Annotated in this window: 21 protein-coding genes and 2 tRNA genes; 15 read left to right on the top strand and 8 right to left on the bottom strand. The window is 72.5% G+C overall.

Features of this window, described 5'->3' with window-relative positions; all coding sequences use genetic code 11:
- Positions 1-122 precede the first annotated feature (122 nt).
- The 5 genes from D459_RS0107575 (at position 123) to D459_RS0107555 (ending at position 3,281) form a co-directional block, all read left to right on the top strand.
- Positions 123-734, top strand: coding sequence for a mycothiol-dependent nitroreductase Rv2466c family protein (locus D459_RS0107575; RefSeq protein ID WP_026120156.1), 612 nt, complete (start codon positions 123-125; stop codon positions 732-734).
- A 20-nt stretch (positions 735-754) separates the two neighbouring features.
- Entirely contained in the window at positions 755-919 is a 165-nt protein-coding gene (locus tag D459_RS36120; RefSeq protein ID WP_017592390.1) for a hypothetical protein, read from the top strand.
- A 100-nt stretch (positions 920-1,019) separates the two neighbouring features.
- Positions 1,020-2,441 (top strand): aldehyde dehydrogenase family protein, encoded by a 1,422-nt coding sequence (locus tag D459_RS0107565; protein WP_017592389.1) that lies wholly within the window; start codon positions 1,020-1,022, stop codon positions 2,439-2,441.
- A gap of 109 nt (positions 2,442-2,550) precedes the next feature.
- Complete coding sequence (locus D459_RS36115; protein ID WP_017592388.1) at positions 2,551-2,706, top strand: hypothetical protein; 156 nt, start codon at positions 2,551-2,553, stop codon at positions 2,704-2,706.
- A 107-nt stretch (positions 2,707-2,813) separates the two neighbouring features.
- Entirely contained in the window at positions 2,814-3,281 is a 468-nt protein-coding gene (locus D459_RS0107555) for a ribose-5-phosphate isomerase (protein WP_026120155.1), read from the top strand.
- Positions 3,282-3,372: 91 nt separating this feature from the next.
- Here the strand turns inward: D459_RS0107555 and D459_RS0107550 are convergent, their stop codons facing one another.
- Complete coding sequence (locus tag D459_RS0107550) at positions 3,373-3,636, bottom strand: hypothetical protein (protein ID WP_017592386.1); 264 nt, start codon at positions 3,634-3,636, stop codon at positions 3,373-3,375.
- An 85-nt stretch (positions 3,637-3,721) separates the two neighbouring features.
- Positions 3,722-4,957, bottom strand: coding sequence for a GNAT family N-acetyltransferase (locus tag D459_RS0107545; RefSeq protein ID WP_017592385.1), 1,236 nt, complete (start codon positions 4,955-4,957; stop codon positions 3,722-3,724).
- A 291-nt stretch (positions 4,958-5,248) separates the two neighbouring features.
- Between D459_RS0107545 and D459_RS0107540 the strand changes: the two genes are divergently transcribed.
- The 3 genes from D459_RS0107540 (at position 5,249) to D459_RS0107530 (ending at position 8,200) form a co-directional block, all read left to right on the top strand.
- Positions 5,249-6,352 (top strand): PP2C family protein-serine/threonine phosphatase, encoded by a 1,104-nt coding sequence (locus D459_RS0107540; RefSeq protein ID WP_017592384.1) that lies wholly within the window; start codon positions 5,249-5,251, stop codon positions 6,350-6,352.
- Between the two features lie 134 nt (positions 6,353-6,486).
- On the top strand, positions 6,487-7,830 hold the full coding sequence (gene mgtE / locus D459_RS0107535) for a magnesium transporter (protein ID WP_026120154.1): 1,344 nt from the start codon (positions 6,487-6,489) through the stop codon (positions 7,828-7,830).
- 151 nt (positions 7,831-7,981) lie between these two features.
- Positions 7,982-8,200 carry an antitoxin gene (locus D459_RS0107530; protein WP_017592382.1) on the top strand — a complete coding sequence of 73 codons (219 nt, stop codon included), beginning with the start codon at positions 7,982-7,984 and terminating at the stop codon, positions 8,198-8,200.
- 66 nt (positions 8,201-8,266) lie between these two features.
- Here D459_RS0107530 and D459_RS0107525 read toward each other — a convergent pair whose 3' ends face one another.
- Positions 8,267-9,097: an ABC transporter ATP-binding protein gene (locus D459_RS0107525; protein WP_017592381.1), complete on the bottom strand. Its 831-nt coding sequence runs from the start codon at positions 9,095-9,097 to the stop codon at positions 8,267-8,269.
- Between the two features lie 210 nt (positions 9,098-9,307).
- Here D459_RS0107525 and D459_RS0107520 point away from each other — a divergent pair, with 210 nt between their 5' ends.
- Positions 9,308-9,805: a hypothetical protein gene (locus D459_RS0107520; protein ID WP_017592380.1), complete on the top strand. Its 498-nt coding sequence runs from the start codon at positions 9,308-9,310 to the stop codon at positions 9,803-9,805.
- A 48-nt stretch (positions 9,806-9,853) separates the two neighbouring features.
- Here D459_RS0107520 and D459_RS0107515 read toward each other — a convergent pair whose 3' ends face one another.
- From D459_RS0107515 to D459_RS0107505, 3 genes are all read right to left on the bottom strand, one after another.
- Entirely contained in the window at positions 9,854-11,473 is a 1,620-nt protein-coding gene (locus D459_RS0107515) for an MDR family MFS transporter (protein ID WP_017592379.1), read from the bottom strand.
- A gap of 102 nt (positions 11,474-11,575) precedes the next feature.
- Positions 11,576-12,259 (bottom strand): TetR/AcrR family transcriptional regulator, encoded by a 684-nt coding sequence (locus D459_RS31035; protein WP_017592378.1) that lies wholly within the window; start codon positions 12,257-12,259, stop codon positions 11,576-11,578.
- Positions 12,260-12,450: 191 nt separating this feature from the next.
- Positions 12,451-14,328 (bottom strand): ABC transporter ATP-binding protein, encoded by a 1,878-nt coding sequence (locus D459_RS0107505; protein WP_017592377.1) that lies wholly within the window; start codon positions 14,326-14,328, stop codon positions 12,451-12,453.
- Between the two features lie 235 nt (positions 14,329-14,563).
- Here D459_RS0107505 and corA point away from each other — a divergent pair, with 235 nt between their 5' ends.
- Positions 14,564-15,538 carry a magnesium/cobalt transporter CorA gene (corA, locus tag D459_RS0107500; RefSeq protein WP_017592376.1) on the top strand — a complete coding sequence of 325 codons (975 nt, stop codon included), beginning with the start codon at positions 14,564-14,566 and terminating at the stop codon, positions 15,536-15,538.
- A 9-nt stretch (positions 15,539-15,547) separates the two neighbouring features.
- Here corA and D459_RS0107495 read toward each other — a convergent pair whose 3' ends face one another.
- Together D459_RS0107495 and D459_RS0107490 are read right to left on the bottom strand one after the other, a co-directional pair.
- Positions 15,548-16,045 carry an adenylyltransferase/cytidyltransferase family protein gene (locus D459_RS0107495; protein ID WP_026120151.1) on the bottom strand — a complete coding sequence of 166 codons (498 nt, stop codon included), beginning with the start codon at positions 16,043-16,045 and terminating at the stop codon, positions 15,548-15,550.
- Between the two features lie 232 nt (positions 16,046-16,277).
- Positions 16,278-16,348 (bottom strand) — tRNA-Gly (locus D459_RS0107490).
- A gap of 126 nt (positions 16,349-16,474) precedes the next feature.
- Here D459_RS0107490 and D459_RS0107485 point away from each other — a divergent pair.
- From D459_RS0107485 to clpX, 5 genes are all read left to right on the top strand, one after another.
- Positions 16,475-16,549 (top strand) — tRNA-Pro (locus D459_RS0107485).
- 243 nt (positions 16,550-16,792) lie between these two features.
- Positions 16,793-18,196, top strand: coding sequence for a trigger factor (gene tig, locus D459_RS0107480; RefSeq protein ID WP_017592374.1), 1,404 nt, complete (start codon positions 16,793-16,795; stop codon positions 18,194-18,196).
- A gap of 233 nt (positions 18,197-18,429) precedes the next feature.
- A complete protein-coding gene (locus D459_RS0107475) occupies positions 18,430-19,029 on the top strand; it encodes an ATP-dependent Clp protease proteolytic subunit (RefSeq protein ID WP_081620483.1) in 600 nt (199 codons plus the stop codon).
- A 95-nt stretch (positions 19,030-19,124) separates the two neighbouring features.
- Positions 19,125-19,787 carry an ATP-dependent Clp protease proteolytic subunit gene (locus D459_RS0107470; protein ID WP_017592372.1) on the top strand — a complete coding sequence of 221 codons (663 nt, stop codon included), beginning with the start codon at positions 19,125-19,127 and terminating at the stop codon, positions 19,785-19,787.
- 233 nt (positions 19,788-20,020) lie between these two features.
- Positions 20,021-20,717 (top strand): ATP-dependent Clp protease ATP-binding subunit ClpX (gene clpX, locus D459_RS0107465; RefSeq protein WP_017592371.1); only part of this gene is annotated, 697 nt, incomplete at its 3' end.

Raw genomic sequence — 20,717 nt, 5'->3', positions numbered from 1 at the left:
CGGGCGGAATGCGGCGTGCGTGGGCGCGGTTGACGCTCGCGTGGGGGTCTTCAGGGCGCCCCCGCGACCCCCGAGACGCCGCCCTGAACTCTGCGAGGAGCCGAGACGTGGCCGAGACGCCGATGGAACCCGTGAAGACCGCCGATTTCTGGTTCGACCCGATGTGCCCGTGGGCCTGGCTCGCGTCGCGCTGGCTGCTGGAGGTGGAGAAGGTCCGGCCGGTGAAGGCCCGCTGGCACGTGATGAGCCTGTCGGTGCTGAACGAGGGCCGCGACGAGCTCCCGGAGAAGTACCGGGAGATCATGAAGCAGGGCTGGGGCCCGGTCCGGGTCGCCATCGCCGCCGAGCAGCGGTTCGGCAACGAGGTCCTCGGCCCGCTCTACACCGCCCTGGGCACCCGCTTCCACCTGCGCGGCGAGGAGGTCGGCCTGCCCGCGGTGCGGGACGCGCTCAAGGAGGCCGGCCTGCCCGAGGACCTGGCCGAGGCGGCCGGTTCCGAGGACTACGATGAGGCCCTGCGCCGCTCGCACCACGACGGCATGGACCGGGTCGGCGAGGACGTCGGCACCCCGGTCATCTCGGTGGACGGGGTGTCCTTCTTCGGCCCCGTGGTGACCCCCGCCCCCAAGGGCGAGGCCGCCGGGCGGCTGTGGGACGGCGTGGTCCTGGTCGCCGGGACCGACGGCTTCTTCGAGCTCAAGCGGACCCGCACCCGCGACCCCATCTTCGACTGAGCAGCGCTGGAGGCGCACCGATGACCGCTCCCGACGACGACCGGCGGATCGACCTGTCCGCCTTCGACGACGGCCTGGACGTCCTGCCGGACATCACCGACGACGAGCGCGGCTCGTCCTGGGGCGAGGCCGCCGAGGACGACACGGCGCGCCTGCTGGAGGACCGCCCGCCGCACTGGGGGTGAGCCCGCGCCGCGGGCCGGGCCGCCCCCGGGCGGGCGGCCCGCGGCGCCTTTCCGGACGCGCCCGGGCATGACCGAACGCCGTTCTGGGAAGGTGGGCGGCATGCGTTCCCTCTACATCGACGGCGCCTGGACGCCGTCCGCCTCCACCGCCTCCCTCGACGTCGTCAACCCCGCGACCGAAGAGGTCATCGACACCGTTCCGGCCGGCGACCCGGCCGACGCGGACCGCGCGGTCGCCGCGGCGCGGGCCGCCTTCCCGGCCTGGTCCGCGCTGCCGGTGCAGCAGCGCCGCGCCGTGCTCGGCAAGGCGCTGGCCCTGTTCTCCGAGCGCGCCCCCGAGATCGCCGCGGCGATGGCCGCGGACATGGGCGCCCCGCTGAAGTTCGCCGCCAAGGTCCAGGCCGGCCTGCCGCTGCTGATGTTCTCCACCTACCTGGACCTGGCCGAGGAGGTCGGCGAGCGCTACTTCACCGGCGAGGAGGTCGGCTCCTCGATCGTGGTGCGCGAACCCTACGGAGTGGTCGGCGCGATCACCCCGTGGAACTACCCGCTGCACCAGATCGTGCTCAAGGTCGTCCCGGCGCTGCTGGCCGGCAACACCGTGGTGCTCAAGCCCACCGAGGTCGCCCCGCTGGGCGCCTACGCCTTCGCCGAGGTGCTGCACGACGCCGGCCTGCCCGCCGGGGTGTTCAACATGGTCTCCGGCCTGGGCCCGGTGGTCGGCGAGGCGATCGCCGCCCACCCCGACGTCGACATGGTCTCCTTCACCGGCTCCGGCCGGGCCGGCAAGCGGATCACCGAGGTGGCCGCGGCCACGGTCAAGAAGGTCGCGCTGGAGCTCGGCGGCAAGTCGCCCAACGTCATCCTGGACGACGCCGACCTGGAGGCCGCGGTCAAGGCCGGGGTGGCCGACGTGATGCGCAACACCGGGCAGAGCTGCAACGCCCTCACCCGGATGCTGGTGCCCCGGGAGAGGTACGACGAGGCCGTCGGGCTCGCCGCCCGCGCCGCGGAGAAGTACGCCCCCGGCGACCCGATGCAGGAGTCCACCCGGATGGGGCCGCTGGTCTCCGCCCAGCAGCTGGAGCGGGTCCGCGGCTACATCGAGGCCGGGGTGGCCGAGGGGGCCCGCCTGGTCACCGGCGGCGCGGAGCCGCCGGAGGGGGTGGAGCGCGGCTACTACGTCCGGCCCACCGTCTTCGCCGACGTCCGCAACGACATGCGGATCGCCCGGGAGGAGATCTTCGGCCCGGTGCTCGCGGTCATCCCCTACGAGGACGAGGAGGACGCCGTCGCGATCGCCAACGACACCGTCTACGGGCTGGCCGCGGCGGTCTGGTCCGGCGACGCGGACCGGGCGATGGCGGTGGCCCGCCGGCTCCGCGCCGGGCAGGTCTCGGTGAACGGCGGCGGGGTCAACCCGCGGGTGCCCTTCGGCGGCTACAAGCAGTCCGGCGTCGGCCGCGAGTGGGGCCTGCACGGGCTGGACGAGTTCTGCGAGGTCAAGGCCATCCAGCGGTAGCCCCGGGGAGGCCGGGCCGCACAGCTCGGGGGCGGGTCGGGGCACTCGGGTCCGCTGCATACCATGGGTCCGACGTTATGTCCGGGTTACCCATTCTTTGAGGTGTGAGTTGAGCAGCAAGCCCAAGGTGTCGAAGGCCGGTCCGCTGAGCAAGGACATCAAGAGCATCGTCGTCACCAACGTCGTCGCGATCCTGTCGATGGCCCTGTTCGCCGCGCTCGGCCTGAGCGTCGCCTACGCGGCCAACGGCACCCTCGCCTTCTGAGGACCTGAGGACTCCGGGCGGCGCGGACGCGCCCCCCGAACGGCCCGCCCCGCGCCCGCGGGGCGGGCCGCTGCACTTCCACCCGGCTGACCTGCCACACTGGGGGCGTGCGAGTTTATCTTGGATCCGATCACGCAGGCTTCGAACTGAAGGAGCACCTCGTCTCCTGGCTCAAGGAGCGGGGGCACGAGGTCGTGGACGCCGGGCCGGCCGTCTACGACGCCGTCGACGACTACCCGCCCTTCGTGCTCCGCGCCGCCGAGGGCGTCGCCGCCGACCCGGGCTCCCTGGGCGTGGTGATCGGCGGTTCCGGCAACGGCGAGCAGATCGCCGCCAACAAGGTCAAGGGCGTCCGCGCCGCGCTCGCCTGGAGCGAGGACACCGCGGTCCTGGCCCGCGAGCACAACGACGCCAACGTGATCGGCATCGGCGCCCGCATGCACAGCACCGAGGAGGCGGTCCGCCTGGTCGAGCTCTTCCTCGGCACGCCCTACAGCGGCGAGGAGCGGCACGGCCGGCGCATCGGCATGCTCACCGACTACGAGCGGACCGGCGAGCTCCCGCCGCTGCCGTAGCCCGGCCCCGGCACCCCGCAGGCCCCGCCGCCCGACCAGGGCGGCGGGGCCTCGGTGCGTGTCCGGCCGGTCCGGGCGGGCCGGATCGGGGTCAGCGGCGCCGGCGGGCGCGCCTGCCGCGCCGCGGCCGGGGCGGGGGCGGGACCACCAGGTCGTCGGGGCGGGCGGGTGCGGCGGGCCCGCTGCGCTGCCGGGAGGCGGGCCCGCCGGACCCTCCGTCGCCCGTCTCCGGGCCGGAGGCGGTGCCCTCGGCGGAAGGGGCGCCGTCGGGCGGGGGCTCGGCGTCGCCGGGCCGCGGGCGCGACACGTCGCGTGCGCGCATCGCGGCCGACAGGGTGATGTGCGTCCGCCCCATCGGCACCGCCTTCCCGGGCCGTCGGCCCCTGCCGCGACGGTAGTACGCCCGGGCGCCGCTGAAAAGGCGCCCGCCGGGAAGGCGACTAGAAGACCACCGGGCAGTGAGGTGCCCGGGGCGGGGTCAGCGCCAGGTCGAGGGCGGTGACGGCGCCGGGGGAGCGCTCCTCCACCAGCCCGGCGTCGGCGAACTCCGACAGCCGGTGGCCGCCCAGGTAGGCCGAGGCCAGGTGCGCGGTGTCCAGCCGCACGTCGGGCCCGGCATCGGTGCGGGCGCACTCGGCCCCCTCCGGGCCGCCGCGCAGCCGCCAGCGGCCGGCGTTCCACGGGCAGTCCCGGTCGGAGACCTCCAGCACCGTGTCGACCGGGGCGGCGTAGGGCCGCTCGGCCAGGGCCCGGCGCAGGTCGACCAGGCGGAGCCAGAGGCCGTCCCGGACCTTGGACTCCACCTGGTAGGGGTCGGTGAACAGGCGGAACACCGGGTCGTCCACCGGCACCGCCTCGGCGCGCACCTCGCCGACCAGGTCCCGCTCCAGGACGTGCCGCCACAGCAGGACGGCGGCGGCCGGGTCGGCGGCGTGCAGCGCCTCCACGTCCAGCCCGGAGTCGGCGGTGCCCTGGTCCCGCCATCGCTGGGCGGTCCGGTACAGGACCAGGCCCCGGGGCCCGCCGTCGCGCTCGGCCACCGCGACCCGGAGCGCGGAGCGGCCGCCCCGGTCCGACTCGCCGTCCTTGAGCAGCTCCTGCCACCACGCGTCGGTCAGCCGGAACGTCCCCCAGCGGTGCGGGAGCGCCGCGTCGTGGGCCGCGGCGAGCTCCGCGCGGAGCTCGCGGGGGGCGCCGAAGCGGACCTCCAGCGCGGGGTCGTGCGGCAGGTCGGGCCGGAGCACCGCCTCCCGGGGGCCGATCCGCACCTGGGCGAGGGGCGCGGCCGGGCCGTAGCCGAACCGGCCGTAGATCCCGCCCTCGCTGGCGAAGAGCGCCGCGGTGCTCTCGCCGGCCTCGCGGACGTCGGCGAGCTGGCGGCGCATCAGCGCGGTGAGCAGGCCGCGGCGGCGGTGCGTCGGCCAGACCCCGACCGCGGACACCCCGGCGACCCGCCGGAGCCCGCCCGGCATGGCCATCTCCAGGGCGTGCACCAGAGTGGTGCCGACGATCCGGTCGCCGTCGAAGGCGGCGAGGGTGCGCCCGATGTCGGTGACGGGGGACCGCTCGGTGTCGAACGGGTCGCGGTGGGAGAGCAGCGCCTCGCGGAGGACGCGGATGAAGGCGGGGTACTCGTCGTCGGTGATCGGCCGGATCGGCCACGGGGTCGGTTCCATGGACGGCTGCCTATCATCGGAGGGGCCGGAACGGCGATCGGATTTTCCGGTGCGGCCCGGAGGCGCGTTCCGGTTCGGCCGTGTCGGCTTTTTTCCGGCGAATCGCGGCGGAGAGGGCCGGATGCCTGACGTGAAGGGCCGTCTCTGCCCATACTTGACCATGAGGTCACCTGTACGAGTTCCGGGTCGCACGCTGGGGAGATATCGGTTGATCCCATATGTGGCGGAGTGGTGCGGTTACCGACCCGGTGGCGTGCTCGAGAAGATTGCGCACGCTACAGTGCGGGCACGATGAACGCCTCGCCCACCGCCAAGATCAGCCGCCGCCTGCGGTCGCTGTGGCAGCGCGGCGTGGCCTTCCTCCGCCGCAAGGTGCTCTTCCGCTACCGCCTGGTCCTGATCACCCTGGTGCTGCTCGCGGTCGGCATCGGCGTGGGCGCGGTGTGGGGCCCGGCGGGCTGGTTCCCGCCCAGCGCGGTGATCCTCACCGTGCTGGCCGGCGGGCTGCTGCTCAAGCGCAAGAGCCTGGCGTTCCTGCTCGGCGTGGTCGCCTCGGTGCTGCTGTTCACCGCCTTCGCGCTGGACTTCGGCCAGGTCGGCCCGGGCCTGCTGGTCACCATCGGGGTGACCGCGGTCCTCGCCTACCTGCTGTCCGGAGTGCGCGAGCGGCTCGGCGTGCAGGGCCTGGGCGGCGAGAAGATGCTCCTCGAACTGCGCGACCGGCTGCGCGCCCAGGGCCGGCTGCCGGAGCTGCCCGGGGGGTGGGGCGCCACCGCGGTCCTCCGCCAGGCCGGCGGCTCCTCCTTCGGCGGCGACTTCGTCGTCTCCCGGCTGCACCGGGACCGCCTCGACCTGGCCGTGGTCGACGTCTCCGGCAAGGGCGTGGACGCCGGGACCCGCGCGCTGCTGCTCTCCGGGGCCTTCAGCGGCATGCTCAGCGCGGTCCCCTCCGACGAGTTCCTCGCCTACTGCAACGACCACCTCATCCGCACGGCCGAAGGTGAGGGGTTCGTCACAGCCGTGCACCTCAGCCTCGACCTGGGCAGCGGCGCCTACCGGATCACCTCGGCCGGCCACCCCCCGGCCGTCCAGTTCGACAACGGCGCAGGCCAGTGGGCGAGCAGCGAGGCCAAGGGGGTGGTGCTCGGAGTGATCCCGGAGATGACCTACACCCCGGTGGAGGGGCGGCTGCGCCCCGGCGACGCCCTCATGCTCTACACCGACGGCCTGATCGAGCGGCCCGGCGAGGACCTGGACGCCGGGGTGGACCGCCTGCTCGGAGCGGCCGACGGCCTGGTCGCCGAGGGGTTCGAGAAGGGCGCCCGGCGGGTCGTGGACACCCTCGCCCAGGGGGAGAGCGACGACACCGCCCTGGTGGTGATCTGGCGCTCCTGAGCCCGGCGGGTGCGGCCGGGCGGGCGTGCTCCGCCCGGTATGGTCGCATGGTGCCTTCCGGCCCCGCGGCGCTGCTCCGCGGCGGCATCTGCGGAGGGCGCCGAAGCGAGGGGACCGCGAAGGGGGTGCTCGGCATGGCCGAAGAGGACAACGGCGCAGAGCTCAACCGGCTGATCGAAGAGAACGACCTCACCGGTATCCGGCTATGGCTGGCCGACCATCCCCCTTATCTGATCGCCGACGAGCTGGCCCGGATGGACGCCCGCACCGCCATCGTGCCGTTCCGCCTCCTGGACAAGGACCGGGAGCTGGAGGTCTTCGAGGAGCTCGACCCGGTGCACCAGCAGGAGATCCTGCTCGGCCTGCGCGACTCGGCCTTCCACGAGCTGCTGGAGGAGATGGACCCCGACGACCGGGCGCGGCTGATCGGGGAGGCCCCGGCCAAGATCGCCACCCGGGCGCTGGCCGGGCTGAGCCCCGCGGAGCGGAAGATGACCGCGGCGCTGCTCGGCTACCCGGAGGAGTCCGTCGGCCGGTACATGACCCCGGAGACGGTGATCCTCCACCGCGACCTCACCGTGGGCCGGGCGCTGGAGGTGGTCCGGGCCAAGAGCGCCGAGGCCGAGACCGTCTACACGCTGCCGGTCGTCGCCGACGGCCGCCGGTTCGCCGGCACGGTGGAGCTGAGCGACCTGGTCCGGGCCGACGACGACACCGGGCTCAAGGACCTGGTGGACGTGCTGGTGCCCCGGGTGCGGGCCACCGAGCCGGCCGAGGACGCCGCCCGCCTCATGCAGGAGGCCAACCTGGTGGCGCTCTCCGTGGTCGACTCCGAGGAGCGCTTCGTCGGGCTGCTCACCTTCGACGACGCCCTGGAGCTGATCGAGGCGGCCGACTCCGAGGACATCGCCCGGCAGTCCGGCGCCAGCCCGGTCCCCGGGCACTACGTGGCCGCCTCGGTGTTCCGCCTCGCCCGGGCCCGGGCCACCTGGCTGCTGCTGCTGATCGTCGCCGCGACCCTGACGGTCAACGTGATGCAGGCCTACGAGGCCACCCTGGAGGAGGTCACCGCGCTGGCGCTGTTCGTGCCGATGCTCACCGGGACCGGCGGCAACGTCGGCTCGCAGTCGGCCACCGCGATCGTGCGCGCGCTGGCCGTCGGCGAGGTGCGGGTCCGCGACCTGCCGGGCGTGGCCTGGAAGGAGTCGCGGGTCGGCTTCCTGCTCGGGGCGATGCTGGCCTGCGTCGCGCTGGCGATCGGCTCGGCCCTGGTCGGCCCGGTCATCGCGGCGGTGGTCGCCACCTCGGTCATCTGCATCTGCATCTGGGCGGCGACCATCGGCAGCTGCATGCCGCTGCTGGCCCGGAAGGCGGGGGTGGACCCGGCCGTGGTCTCGGCGCCGCTGGTGTCCACCCTGGTGGACGCCACCGGCCTGCTCATCTACTTCTCCATCGCCCGGATGATCCTGCACATCTGAGCCGGTGCCGCAGGTCCCGGGGCATACACCACCCGGGGCCGGGTATCGCCTACCCCGAGGGCGCCCGCGGGTGCCGCGGCCCCGGCCGCGATCCGCGCCGCGGGGCCCGGCAGCACGCAGACACCGGCAGAGCGCGCCGAAGGGGGATGGAATGTCCGGTATCGGGGACGCTTTCGAGAAGGTCAAGAAGGCCGCCACGGAGAACAGCGAGAAGGTCGCGGAGGGGGTCGGCAAGGCGGCCGAGTACGCCAAGGAGAAGACCGGCGGCAAGTACGACGACAAGATCGACAAGGCCGGCGGAGCCGCGACCGAGTACCTGCGCAAGCAGGCGGCCAAGAAGCGCGATGCGGACGGCGGGAAGGACGCGTAGTCCGCACGGTGCGGCGGGGGTCCCGGGGCCCGGCCCCGGGACCCCCGCCTGTGCGCGGGGCGGCCCTCAGCCCTCCAGGCCGGCCGCGTCGGCGGCCGCGGCGCGGGCCTGCCACCGGCCGCCGGACCGCTCGATGTCGATGGGGTGGTCGAAGCAGGCCGAGACCGGCTTGGAGGCGACCACCTCGGCGGCCGGGCCGGCCGCGACCACCTGCCCGGCGCGCAGCAGCAGCGCGTGCGTGGTGGACGCGGGCAGCTCCTCCAGGTGGTGGGTGACCAGCACGGTCGCCATCTCCGGGTGGGCCCGGCGGAGCCGGTCGACGGCGGACAGCAGCCGCTCCCGCGCCGCCACGTCCAGCCCGGTGGCGGGCTCGTCCATGAGCAGCAGCCGGGGCTCGGGCATCAGCGCGCGGGCGATCAGGATCCGGCCCCGCTCGCCCTGGGAGAGCGTGGTCCACGGGGCGTCCGCCTGGCCGGCGACGCCCAGCACCTCCATCAGCATCGCGGCCCGCTCCAGCTGGGCCCCGGTGGGCCGCCAGCGCGGCGGGGTCTCGATGCTGCCGGTGGCTCCGGTGAGCACCACGTCCCGGCCGGGCAGGGCCGAGCGCAGGTCGTGCCGGGGGTCCACGTGCCCGATGTGCGCGCGCAGCTCGCGCAGGTCCACCCGGCCGAGGGTGCCGCCGAGCACCCGCACCGAGCCGCGGGTGGGGTGGCGCCGCGCGCCGAGGAGGCCGAGCAGCGTCGTCTTCCCGGCGCCGTTGGGACCGAGCAGGGCCCAGTGCTCGCCGGGCCGGACCACCATGCTGACCTGGTCGAGGAGGGTCCTGCCGGAGCGGACCAGGTCCACCCGGTCGGCTTCGATGACGGTTCCGACGTCCGTACCGCTCTGCACGTTCACACCTTCCCGCGTCGTCCGCGGCCCCGGGGCGGGGGCGCCCCGCGCCGCCGCCGGCGGCCCGTACGCGGTTCCGGTGCCGGGGCGCGCCGACCGGGACACCTTACAGCGGTGCCGCGTCTCACCGGTCGGACTCCGCTGCGCACCCGCCGACCTGCACGTATACCGTAGAACGCGACTAAGCGGACGAAACTGCTGAGAAGGGGCGGACAGGTGGTCGCTGACCCGGCGGACCGGCCGTGCCGGCTGGTGGTGTGCCGCGGCTGCTGCTGCGGAACGAAGAAGAAGGTCCCCGGGGTGGACCACAAGGCCCAGCTGGCCCGGCTGAGCGGGCTGGAGGACCACGAGGGGCGCAGCGTCCCGGTGCGGGTCAGCAAGTGCCTGGACATCTGCTTCAAGGCCAACGTCGTGGTGGTGCAGCCCTCCTCCAAGGGGCGGGCCTCCGGCGGCCGCCCGGTCTGGCTCGGCGACTTCGCCCGGGACGAGCTCGTCGACGAGCTGGACGACTGGATCTTCGAGGGCGGTCCGGGCATCGCCCCGCTGCCCGCCGCTCTGGAGGAGCACGTCACCTCCAAGGACGCCAAGAAGCCGAAGAAGGCCAAGAAGCAGAAGAAGGCGAAGAAGGAGAAGAAGGGCGGCGCGGCGGAGAAGGCCGCGAAGAAGGAGAGGAAGGCCCGGAAGAAGGCGGAGAAGAAGGCCGGGAGGAAGTGAGGCGGCCCCGCCCGCGCGGGACCGCCCCTCCGCCGCCCCGGCCGCGGATCAGGCCGGGACCGGGGCCCGCTCCCCGTCCCGGGAGCCGGCCTCCGGCTCCTCCTCCGCCACCTCGGTGCCCAGCGGCCTCTCCTTGAGCAGCAGGGTGAGCACGAAGCCGACCGCCAGCAGCGGCAGCGCGTAGAGGAAGACCGGCGGCAGCGCCTCGGCGAAGGCGTTCACCACGAACTCGCGCACCGGCGCGGGCAGCGCCTGCAGCATCTCCGGGGTGAGCGAGCCGATCCCGGCCTCGCCGCCCTGCACCTCCAGGCCGCCCCCGGGCGGGGCCGCCGCCATCTGCTCGTTCAGCCGGCCGACGAAGACCGAGCCGAACACCGCGATCCCGAACGACGCCCCGATCTGCCGGAAGTAGTTGTTGGCCGAGGTCGCCGTGCCCAGGTGCCGGCGCGGCGCGGAGTTCTGCACGATCAGCACCAGGTTCTGCATCACCATGCCCACGCCCAGCCCCAGCACCAGCATGCCCGCGGCGTTGTAGAGGTAGGACGTGCCGGCGTCCATCCGGGAGAGCAGGACCAGCCCCGCGGCGATGGTCGGCATCGCCGCCACCGGCCACACCTTGTACCGGCCGGTCCGGGAGATGAGCCGCCCCGAGGTGATCGTCGCCGCCAGCATGCCGGCCACCATCGGCAGCATCATCAGCCCCGACTCGGTGGCGCTCGCCCCGTTCACCATCTGCAGGAAGGTCGGCAGGTAGGAGACGGTGGAGAACATGGCGATGCCGACCGTGACGCCGATCAGCGCGGTGAGCACGAAGTCGCGGTCGCGGAAGAGCGACAGCGGGATGATCGGCTCCTCGGCCCGCCGCTCCGCCAGCACGAACAGCGCGGCGAACAGCACCGACCCGGCGCCCAGGCCGATGACGACCGGGCTGGTCCAGGCGTACTCGCCGCCGCCCCAGCTGGTGAAGAGCACGATGCAGGTGCTGGCCGCGGCGAGCAGCACGGTGCCGGCGTAGTCCAGCCGCGGCCGCGGGCCGGACGGCCGCGGCAGCCGCAGCACCAGCGCCGCGGTGGCCAGCGCGACCGCGCCCAGCGGCAGGTTGATGTAGAAGATCCACCGCCAGTCCAGGTGGTCGGTGAAGAACCCGCCGAGCAGCGGGCCGGCGATCGACGCGAGGCCGAAGACGCCGCCCATCATGCCCATGTACCGGCCGCGCTCCCGGGCCGGGACGACGTCGGCGATGATCGCCTGGGCGCTGATCATCAGCCCGCCGCCGCCGATGCCCTGCAGCGCGCGGAACAGGATGAGCTGCGTCATGTCCTGCGCCATGCCGCACAGCACCGAGCCGGCCAGGAAGACCCCGATCGCGAACAGGAAGACCCGCTTGCGGCCGAACAGGTCGCCGGCCTTGCCGTAGATCGGCATCCCCACGGTGGCGGCCAGCATGTAGGCGGTGACCACCCAGGACAGGTGCTCCAGCCCGTTGAGCTCGCCGACGATGGTGGGCAGCGCGGTGGAGACGATCGTCTGGTCCAGGGCGCCCAGCAGCATGGTCAGCATGACGCTGAGGAAGATCCAGCCGATCTTCGGCTTCGGTCCCGCCGGTGCGCCGGCGGCCGGGGCCGCCTCGGCTCCGCCGGGGCTCGCCCCGGATCCGGTGGTGGTCATAGGTCAGACTCGCTTCCCCGTTGTGGTGGGCGGCGCCGCGCGCGCGGAGAGCGGGCGCCGTTGTTCGGTCCCCTCGCCGGGGACGGGGTGCGGGGCCGGGGGTCAGGCGGTCCCGTCGGGCCGCTCGGAGGGGGAGGCCCCCGCGGCACCGGTGAAGAAGGCGCGGAGCGCCTCGAAGGTCTCGTCGAAGGAGCGCTCCAGCGCGGCGCGCTCCTCGGCGGTGGCCGGCGCGTCCGGCTCGGCCGGGGCCTCGCCGGGCTCGCCGCCCTGCAGGCGCTGCATGGTGAACCGCATCAGCGTGGTGGCCAGCAGCGCCCCCAGCCGCGGCCGCAGGTCGTCCGGGCCGGTGCCGAGCCGGGCCGCGACGTCGGCCGCGATGGCCTGCTCCGCCTCGGCGAAGCGGGCCATCATCTGCGGCACCAGCGACGGCTCCCGGTGCACCAGGGACTTGCGCATGCGCAGGTCGGCCATGGCGCTCCGGTAGCCCTCCGGGGAGTCGTCCAGGAACGAGCCCAGGTAGGCCCGGAGGTCGGCGAAGGGGTCCCCGGTGGGGCCGCCGGCGATGAACACGGCGCGCCCCTCCTCCGAGGCGCGCGGCGGCCCGTCGCCGATCAGGGCCTCGTCCTTGGAGCCGAAGTAGTTGAAGAAGGTGCGGGTGGAGACCTCGACCTCGGCCGCGATGTCGTCGACGGTCACCTGGTCCAGGCCGCGCTCCAGCACGAGGCGGACCGCGGCGCGCTGCAGCGCCCGGCGGGTCGCCAGCTTCTTGCGTTCGCGCAGCCCCATCCCGCCGCTCCCTCCCGCGATGCGCCCGGCCCCTCCGGACACCCTTTATTTTGCACGTCATGCAAAAATGCGCCAAATGAAATACTGCGTGACGTGCATCTCCGGTTCGGGCGGGAATAGGGCGGAGCGCCCCGGCCGCGGAACGCGAGCGGGGGCCGCCGAACGCTCGGCGGCCCCCGGTCGGACGGGGCTCAGGCCCGCGACTCCTCCTGCGCGGCGAACTGGGTCCGGTACAGGGCGGTGTACAGCCCGCCCCGGGCGAGCAGCTCCTCGTGGGTGCCCTCCTCCAGCAGGCGGCCGTCCTCCAGCACCAGGATCCGGTCGGCGTCGCGCACCGTGGCCAGCCGGTGCGCGATGACCAGCGAGGTCCGGCCCTCCAGCGCGGTGGCCAGCGCCTGCTGCACCGCGGCCTCGGACTCGGCGTCCAGGTGGGCGGTGGCCTCGTCCAGCACCACCACCGAGGGCTCCTTCAGCAGCAGCCGCGCGATGGCCAGCCGCTGCTTCTCCCCGCCGGAGAGCCGGTAGCCCCGGTCGCCGACCATCGTCTCCAGCCCGTCCGGCAGCGACTCCAGCAGCCGGCCCAGCTGCGCCGCGCGCATCGCCTCCTCCAGCTCGGCGTCGGTGGCGCCGGGCCGGGCGTAGCGCAGGTTGGCCGCGACCGTGTCGTGGAAGAGCTGGGTGTCCTGGGTGACCACGCCCACCGTGTCCCGGACCGACTGGGAGCGCGCCTCGCGCAGGTCGGTCCCGCCGATCCGGACCGCCCCCTCGGTCGGGTCGTACAGCCGGGACACCAGGTGGGTCAGGGTGGTCTTGCCGGCGCCGGACGGGCCGACCAGTGCGACCAGCGAACCGGCCGGCGCGCTGAACGACACCCCGCTGAGCACCTGCGCCGCGTCGGCCTCGTCCGGCTGCGGGGTCAGCTCCAGGGAGGCCAGCGAGGACTCGGCGGCGGTGGGGTAGCGGAACGAGACGCCGTCGAACTCCACGTCCACCGGCCCGTCCGGCAGCGGCCGGGCGTCCGGCGCCTCGCGCAGCATCGGCTTCAGGTCCAGCACCTCGAACACCCGGTCGAAGCTGACCAGCGCCGTCATCACCTCGACGTGCACGTTGGACAGCGCGGTGATCGGCGCGTACAGCCGGGCCAGCAGGGTGGTCAGCGCCACCAGGGTGCCCAGCTGGAAGGAGCCGCCGATGACCAGGTTGCCGCCCACCCCGTAGACCACCGCGGTGGCCAGCGCGGTGATCAGTCCGATGCTGGTGAACAGCAGGCCGCCGAAGACCGACTGGGAGACGCCGACGTCGCGTACCCGCGCGGCCCGCTCGGAGAAGGCCGCGGCCTCCTCCTCCGGCCGCCCGTACAGCTTGACCAGCATCGCCCCGCCGACGTTGAACCGCTCGGTCATCAGCGAGCTCATCTCGGCGTTGAGGTTCATCCCGTCCCGGGAGATCCCGGCCAGCCGGCGCCCGATGAGCTTGGCCGGCACCAGGAAGAGCGGCACCAGCACCAGCGCGACCAGGGTGATCTGCCAGGACAGCACGAACATGGTGCTGATCACCGCGGCCGCGCTGATCAGGTTGGACACCACCGACTGCAGCACCGAGGTGATCGCCCGCTGCGCCCCCACCACGTCGGTGTTGAGCCGGCTGATCAGCGATCCGGTCTGGGTCCGGGTGAAGAAGGCCAGCGGCATCCGCTGGACGTGCCGGAACACCTCGGTGCGCAGCTGGTAGATGACCCCCTCGCCGATCCGGGAGGAGAGCAGCCGGTTGGCCAGCCCGAGCACCGCCTCCAGCACCGCCAGCCCGGCGACGGCCGCGGCCAGCGAGGTGACCAGGGAGGAGTCCTGCTGGGCGACGCCGTGGTCGATGATCCGCTTCAGCAGCAGCGGATTGGCCACCACGATCGCCGAGGCCAGCGAGGAGCCGAGCAGGAACAGCGCGATCGCCCGCCAGTGCGGGCGGGCGTAGCCGGCGATCCGCCGCACGATGCCCTCGGAGAGCCGGGTGCCGGCGGAGCTTCCGTCGTTGACCAGGGACCGGTAGAGGGGTGGACCGCCCATCATCGCCATATCGACCTCATTCACCTGGGTGCGCGGATGTGCACGGCGCAAGTGCGGGTCCCCGGGCCGGCCTGCGGGCCGGCGGTCGCCCGGAAGCCGTCGTGCAGGGGCGTCAACAGCGCGCCGCGGGGCTCTGTTCCCGCCCGGTGGCCGGAACCGGCAACCGGGAAAGGGAACTTTTCACCCCGAACCACTCTGAAACGGGTTCGGCAGGGTGAAACCAGCCACATAATGATCCGTCGTGATGATGGAATGCGCTATCTACCGGGCCGACGGGCGATCCGCGATCGAAGGGGACATCAGCGACACCCTGGACGAGGTTCTGCTCGCCGACGACAACGCCTTCTGCTGGATCGACCTGCACGAGCCGACCGAGGACGAGTTCCGGCTCGCCTCCGAGGAGCTCGACCTGCACCCGCTCGCGGTGGAGGACGCCCTCACCGCCCAGCAGCGCCCCAAGCTGGAGCGGTACGGGCGGGTGGTGCTCGTCGTGCTCAAGTCCCTCGCCTACGACGCCGACTCGCGCGACGTCAGCTCCGGCGACGTGCTGGTCTTCCTGGGCCGCAACTACGTGGTGACGGTCCGGCACGGCGACGTCGACCCGCTGGGCGCCCTCCGCCGGCGGCTGGAGGCCGACCCCGACCTGATGGCGTTCGGCGCGCCGGTGGTGCTCTACGGGGTCCTGGACGCCGTGGTGGACGACTACGTCGAGATCGCCGACCAGGTCCAGGACGCCGTCACCGAGCTGGAGGAGCGGGTCTTCCTGTCCGCCAAGGACACCCTCGCCGGGGAGATCTACGAGCTCAAGCGGGAGGTGCTGGAGATGCGCAACGCCGTCCAGCCCCTGCTGCCGGTCACCAACGCCCTGGTCGCGGGCGACACGATCCGGGTCACCCAGGAGTCGCTGCCCTACTTCCGGGACGTGGCCGACCACGCCGTGCAGGTCTCCGCGAAGGTCGAGGCCCTCAACGAGCTGCTGCCCCAGGTGCTCTCGGCCTACCTGGCCCAGATGAGCATCATGCAGAACGACGACTCCCGCCGGATCTCCGCCTGGGCCGCCATCATGGCCGTGCCCACCCTGATCGCCGGCGTCTACGGGATGAACTTCACCCACATGCCCGAACTCAAGTCCGAGCTCGGCTACCCGATGGTGCTGGGCCTCATCGGGCTGGTCTGCACGTCCCTGTTCCTGCTGTTCAAGCGGAGCAAGTGGCTCTGAGGCCGGCGGCTACGGCGAGCGGGTGAGCTGGCCCAGGGTCGCGGTGGTCGAGCGGCCCCGGGTCAGCGGGAGCTCCCAGGCCTGCGCGCCGAGGGCGGCGGCGCCGCGCTCCTTGGCCTCCGCGTAGGGGTCGCCGGCGGTGTAGGCCAGCGCCGCGGGCCGGAGCGGCCGGAGCAGCTCGGCGTAGGCGTCGGCGCCGTTGACCTCCGGCGGGCCGGAGACGATGAAGACCCCGTCGACGCAGCGCAGCGCGGCCAGCATCTCGGCCCGCTCGGTGTCCGGGTTGACCGGGCGGTCCGGGCCCTTCCACGCGCTGACCCGGCGGTCGTCCTCGACCCCCACCACCAGCGGCAGGCCGCGCTCCCGGATGGCGGACAGGAAGCGCAGGTGGCCCACGTGCAGGACGTCGAACACGCCGGTGACCACGGCGGGGCGGGCGCCCGCGGGCGGCTCCGCCGTCCAGTGGGCGGACAGCGCGGGAGCCTGCATGGGACCGGGACTCGACATCAGCTCAACCTTCGCACGCGGTTCGCACGACCGACCTGGGCAGGGGCGCCGTGCGGACGCCGCCGCCCGCAACAACATATCTTCCCGGCGCCGATGTCCGGTCTTCCCGGGGCCGCTGTCCGGCATCTTCCCGGCGCCGGCATGCGGCCGGGCGGGGCGCGCGGTGCGGGCCCGGAACGCGGGCCCCGGAACACAGAGAAGGCCGGGCCCGGGGCCCGGCCTCTCCGCGCAGAGCGGGCGACGGGAATCGAACCCGCATGACCAGCTTGGAAGGCTGGAGTTCTGCCATTGAACTACGCCCGCGTGGCACCGGCCCCTCGGAGTTTCCTCTAGACTCGTGGGGCCGACGGGGACAACACTACAGTCTCCGGAGTGCCGGTCGCACACGAGAATCCCCGGAGGACTCCGCGCGAGGCCGGCGCGGGAGCACGGGGAGTAGCGCAGCTTGGTTAGCGCGCATGCTTTGGGAGCATGAGGCCGCGGGTTCGAATCCCGCCTCCCCGACGAGAAACTCGCGAGCTCCTGGCCGGAGCGGGCTGCGCCCGTCGGCCATGAGCCCCTGTTCATCTGCCCTAGACTTGGTGAGATCAGCAGGGGACACGCGAAGACCGGTCCAGACTTGGTCCAAGGCCCCACGGCTCGGTTCACGGACTGCACGGTCGGCGCCCGCGGCGCCGCGACCGCGCTAGCGTGCCCTGCGTGCCGGGTCGTCCCGGAAAACAGCCGGAAATCTAGGAGTACCGCCCCGTGAAGACCGATGTCGAGGAGCTCAGCCCGACCCGGGTCAAGCTGACCATCGAGGTTCCGTTCCAGGAACTGGATCACGCCTTCGACGTGACCTACAAGTCGCTGGCCAAGCAGGTCCGGATCAAGGGGTTCCGCCCCGGTAAGGCTCCGGCTCGGCTGATCGACCGCTACGTCGGGCGCGGCGCGGTGATCAGCGAGGCCGTCAACCACGCCGTTCCCGAGCTCTACAACGAGGCCATCCAGAAGGAGGAGGTCTTCGCGCTCGGCCAGCCCGACGTGGAGATCACCAAGCTGGAGGACAACGACGAGCTCACCTTCACCGCCGAGGTCGACGTCCGCCCGAAGTTCGAGGTGTCCGACTGGGAGGGCGTCGAGGTCACCGTCGACGACGCCGCGGTCACCGACGAGCAGGTCGACGACCAGCTCGGCAACCTCCGCGAGCGGTTCTCCACGCTGGCCGGCGCCGGACGCGCCGCGCAGAGCGGGGACCACGTCTCCATCGACCTGTCCGCCGCCATCGACGGCGAGGTGCTGGAGGACGTCCAGGCCAGCGGTGTCTCCTACGAGGTGGGCACCAACACCATGCTGGAGGGGCTGGACGAGGCCATCGAGGGCCTGTCCGAGGGCGAGTCCGCGACCTTCTCCACCAAGCTGGTCGGCGGCGAGTACGAGGGCAAGGAGGCCGACGTCACGGTCACCGTGCACTCGGTCAAGGTCAAGGAGCTGCCCGAGCTCGACGACGAGTTCGCCCAGATGGCGAGCGAGTTCGACACCATCGAGGAGCTCCGCGCCGACGTCCGCAAGCGGCTCGGCGAGATGCGCGAGGCGCAGCAGCGCGCGCAGGCCCGGGACCGCGCGATGGAGAAGCTGGTCGACTCCATCGACATCCCGCTGCCCGACTCGGTCGTCACCGACGAGGTGAACCGCCGCCGGCAGAGCCTGGAGCAGCAGCTCCAGCAGGGCGGGCTGTCCAAGGAGTCCTACCTGGAGTCCCAGGAGCAGTCCGAGGAGGAGTTCGAGCAGGAGCTCGAGAAGAGCGCCACCGCGGCCGTCAAGGCCGGCTTCGTCCTCGACCAGCTCGCCCTCCAGGAGGAGCTCAGCGCCGGCCAGGAGGAGCTCAGCGGCTACGTCATCGAGCAGGCGCAGCGGATGGGCGTCTCCCCGGACCAGCTGGTGCAGCACCTGGTGCAGTCCAACCAGATCCAGGTCGCCTACACCGAGGTCGTCCGGTCCAAGGCGATGGACCTGGTCGCGGCGAAGGCCAAGGTCGTCGACGAGTCCGGCAACGAGGTGCGGACCGCCGACGCGGACGAGGCCGCCGCCGAGTCCTCCGAGGAGGCCCCCGAGGCCGCCGCCGAGGCCGCCGAGCAGGAGGCCCCGGCCGAGGAGCAGGAGCAGAAGTAGGGCGCGGCGGCACCGCCGCCCGGCCCCCGGGCCCCCGGACGCACCCCGTGCGCCCGGGGGCCCGTTCGCTTGCGGCGGAAGGCCGTGGCGGGGCCGCCCCGGAACCTGCGCTCAAAGCGAACAGGGCGCCGAACCGTCCGAGCGGGGCGGCGATGAGCGTTAGTGTCGCAAGCGTCGCAACCGTTTCGAAATCGGAGCAGGTGACGAGAGTGCCGCCGACCTTGAATGAGTCCATGCGAGTCGAAGCCCGTACGGCCGAGTCGCCTCTTCCCCAGGTGATCGAGCAGACGTCGCAGCGCCTGCTGCGCCAGCGCATCGTCTTCCTCGGCCAGCAGGTCGACGACGAGATCGCCAACCGCATCGTGGGTGAGCTGCTGCTGCTGTCCGCGGAGGACCGCAACCGGGACATCACGCTCTACATCAACTCCCCCGGCGGTTCGGTCACCGCCGGCATGGCGATCTACGACGTCATGCAGTACATCCCGAACGACGTCCGCACCGTGGGCATGGGGATGGCCGCCTCCATGGGGCAGTTCCTGCTCTGCGCCGGCGCGCCCGGCAAGCGCTTCGCGCTGCCGCACGCCCGGGTGATGATGCACCAGCCCAGCGGCGGCATCGGCGGGACCGCGTCCGACATCCGGATCCTCGCCGACGACCTGCTGTACGTGAAGAAGATGTTCCAGGAGCGGATCGCCTTCCACACCGGGCAGAGCGTGGAGCAGATCGAGAAGGACTCCGACCGGGACCGCTGGTTCACCGCGGACGAGGCCCGGGAGTACGGGTTCATCGACGAGGTGCTGCAGGGCACCCTCGACGTCTCCGGCCGCGGCTGACCGCAGCGGACCCAGGAGACCCCAGAATCGAGCGGGCGGGGCGGGGGCCCGAGCCGTACCGCCGACCGTCCGGTGCACCGTGGAGGGCCAGAACAATGAACGAGTACGACTTCCAGGCGTACGGCGCCGGCGGGATGGCCCCGCCGAGTCCGCAGAGCCGCTACATCCTTCCGTCCTTCGTCGAGCGCACGTCGTACGGCGTGAAGGAGATGAATCCGTACAACAAGCTGTTCGAAGAGCGGATCATCTTCGTCGGCGTGCAGATCGACGACACCTCGGCCAACGACATCATGGCGCAGCTGCTCACCCTCGAGCAGATCGACGGCGAGCGCGACATCCAGATGTACATCAATTCGCCGGGCGGGTCGTTCACTTCGCTGATGGCGATCTACGACACCATGCAGTTCGTCCGCCCGGACGTGCAGACGGTCTGCATCGGCCAGGCCGCCTCGGCCGCCGCGGTGCTGCTCGCCGGCGGCACCAAGGGCAAGCGCGGCTGCCTGCCCAACGCCCGGATCCTGATCCACCAGCCGGCCACCGACGTGAGCCGCGGCCAGGCCAGCGACCTGGAGATCCAGGCCAACGAGATCATGCGGATCCGCCGCCAGCTGGAGAGCACCCTGGCGCGGCACACCGACCGCACCGAGGAGCAGATCTCGGCCGACATCGAGCGGGACAAGATCCTCACCGCCGAGGAGGCCAAGGACTACGGCATCGTCGACTTCGTCCTGCCGTACCGCAAGACCTCCATGAAGTAGGTCCCCAGGGGACCGGTCTTCAGCACACGCCGGACGCCGCCGGGTGGTGAAGCCGGTCCCCTTCTTCGCTTACGCTCAGAGGAACGACGCACAGATCACCCCGTACGAACACGGCGCCGGAGGGCATATCCTGCAAATGCGGGAGCCGGCCCCGAGGACCCGGGAACGACATCCGGTCGGGCGGGCGCGCGAGCGCCGGTGACGGGGCGGCCTACGTTATAAGGAGTGGCTGGGTGGCACGCATCGGCGACGGTGGAGACCTGCTGAAGTGCTCGTTCTGCGGCAAGAGCCAGAAGCAGGTGAAGAAGCTCATTGCCGGCCCGGGTGTGTACATCTGCGATGAATGCATCGACCTGTGCAACGAGATCATCGAAGAGGAACTCGCCGATTCCACCGAGCTCAAGTGGGACAGCCTTCCCAAGCCGCGTGAGATCTATGAGTTCCTGGATTCGTATGTGATCGGTCAGGAGCAGGCGAAGAAGGCCTTGTCGGTGGCGGTGTACAACCACTACAAGCGGGTGCGTTCGGAGGGGGAGCGCCCGCGCGATGAGGACGTGGAGATCGCCAAGTCCAACATCTTGCTGCTGGGGCCGACGGGGTCGGGCAAGACGCTGCTGGCCCAGACGCTGGCCAAGATCCTCAACGTTCCGTTCGCGATCGCCGACGCCACGGCGCTGACCGAGGCGGGGTATGTGGGCGAGGATGTGGAGAACATCCTGCTGAAGCTGATCCAGGCGGCCGATTACGACGTGAAGAAGGCCGAGACCGGGATCATCTACATCGACGAGGTGGACAAGGTCGCCCGCAAGTCGGAGAACCCCTCGATCACCCGGGACGTGTCGGGTGAGGGGGTGCAGCAGGCGCTGTTGAAGATCTTGGAGGGGACCACGGCCAGTGTTCCGCCGCAGGGCGGGCGCAAGCATCCGCACC

It is taken from the genome of Nocardiopsis potens DSM 45234 (assembly GCF_000341105.1).
In the GTDB taxonomy this organism is placed as follows: domain Bacteria; phylum Actinomycetota; class Actinomycetes; order Streptosporangiales; family Streptosporangiaceae; genus Nocardiopsis_A; species Nocardiopsis_A potens.
The sequence above is the reverse complement of the archived record's forward strand: the minus strand, read 5'-3'. Positions and strand labels throughout refer to the sequence as shown.

Bases quoted from the DNA above. Each gene is read 5' to 3' on its own strand.
- D459_RS36120 (WP_017592390.1), top strand. From the start codon at position 755: ATGACCGCTCCCGACGACGACCGGCGGATCGACCTGTCCGCCTTCGAC.
- mgtE (WP_026120154.1), top strand. From the start codon at position 6,487: ATGGCCGAAGAGGACAACGGCGCAGAGCTCAACCGGCTGATCGAAGAG.
- D459_RS0107575 (WP_026120156.1), top strand. From the start codon at position 123: ATGGAACCCGTGAAGACCGCCGATTTCTGGTTCGACCCGATGTGCCCG.
- D459_RS0107550 (WP_017592386.1), bottom strand. From the start codon at position 3,636: ATGGGGCGGACGCACATCACCCTGTCGGCCGCGATGCGCGCACGCGAC.
- D459_RS0107530 (WP_017592382.1), top strand. From the start codon at position 7,982: ATGTCCGGTATCGGGGACGCTTTCGAGAAGGTCAAGAAGGCCGCCACG.
- D459_RS0107505 (WP_017592377.1), bottom strand. From the start codon at position 14,328: ATGGCGATGATGGGCGGTCCACCCCTCTACCGGTCCCTGGTCAACGAC.
- D459_RS0107545 (WP_017592385.1), bottom strand. From the start codon at position 4,957: ATGGAACCGACCCCGTGGCCGATCCGGCCGATCACCGACGACGAGTAC.
- D459_RS0107470 (WP_017592372.1), top strand. From the start codon at position 19,125: ATGAACGAGTACGACTTCCAGGCGTACGGCGCCGGCGGGATGGCCCCG.
- D459_RS0107540 (WP_017592384.1), top strand. From the start codon at position 5,249: ATGAACGCCTCGCCCACCGCCAAGATCAGCCGCCGCCTGCGGTCGCTG.
- D459_RS31035 (WP_017592378.1), bottom strand. From the start codon at position 12,259: ATGGGGCTGCGCGAACGCAAGAAGCTGGCGACCCGCCGGGCGCTGCAG.
- D459_RS0107565 (WP_017592389.1), top strand. From the start codon at position 1,020: ATGCGTTCCCTCTACATCGACGGCGCCTGGACGCCGTCCGCCTCCACC.
- D459_RS0107515 (WP_017592379.1), bottom strand. From the start codon at position 11,473: ATGACCACCACCGGATCCGGGGCGAGCCCCGGCGGAGCCGAGGCGGCC.
- D459_RS0107475 (WP_081620483.1), top strand. From the start codon at position 18,430: ATGCGAGTCGAAGCCCGTACGGCCGAGTCGCCTCTTCCCCAGGTGATC.
- D459_RS0107495 (WP_026120151.1), bottom strand. From the start codon at position 16,045: ATGTCGAGTCCCGGTCCCATGCAGGCTCCCGCGCTGTCCGCCCACTGG.
- corA (WP_017592376.1), top strand. From the start codon at position 14,564: ATGATGGAATGCGCTATCTACCGGGCCGACGGGCGATCCGCGATCGAA.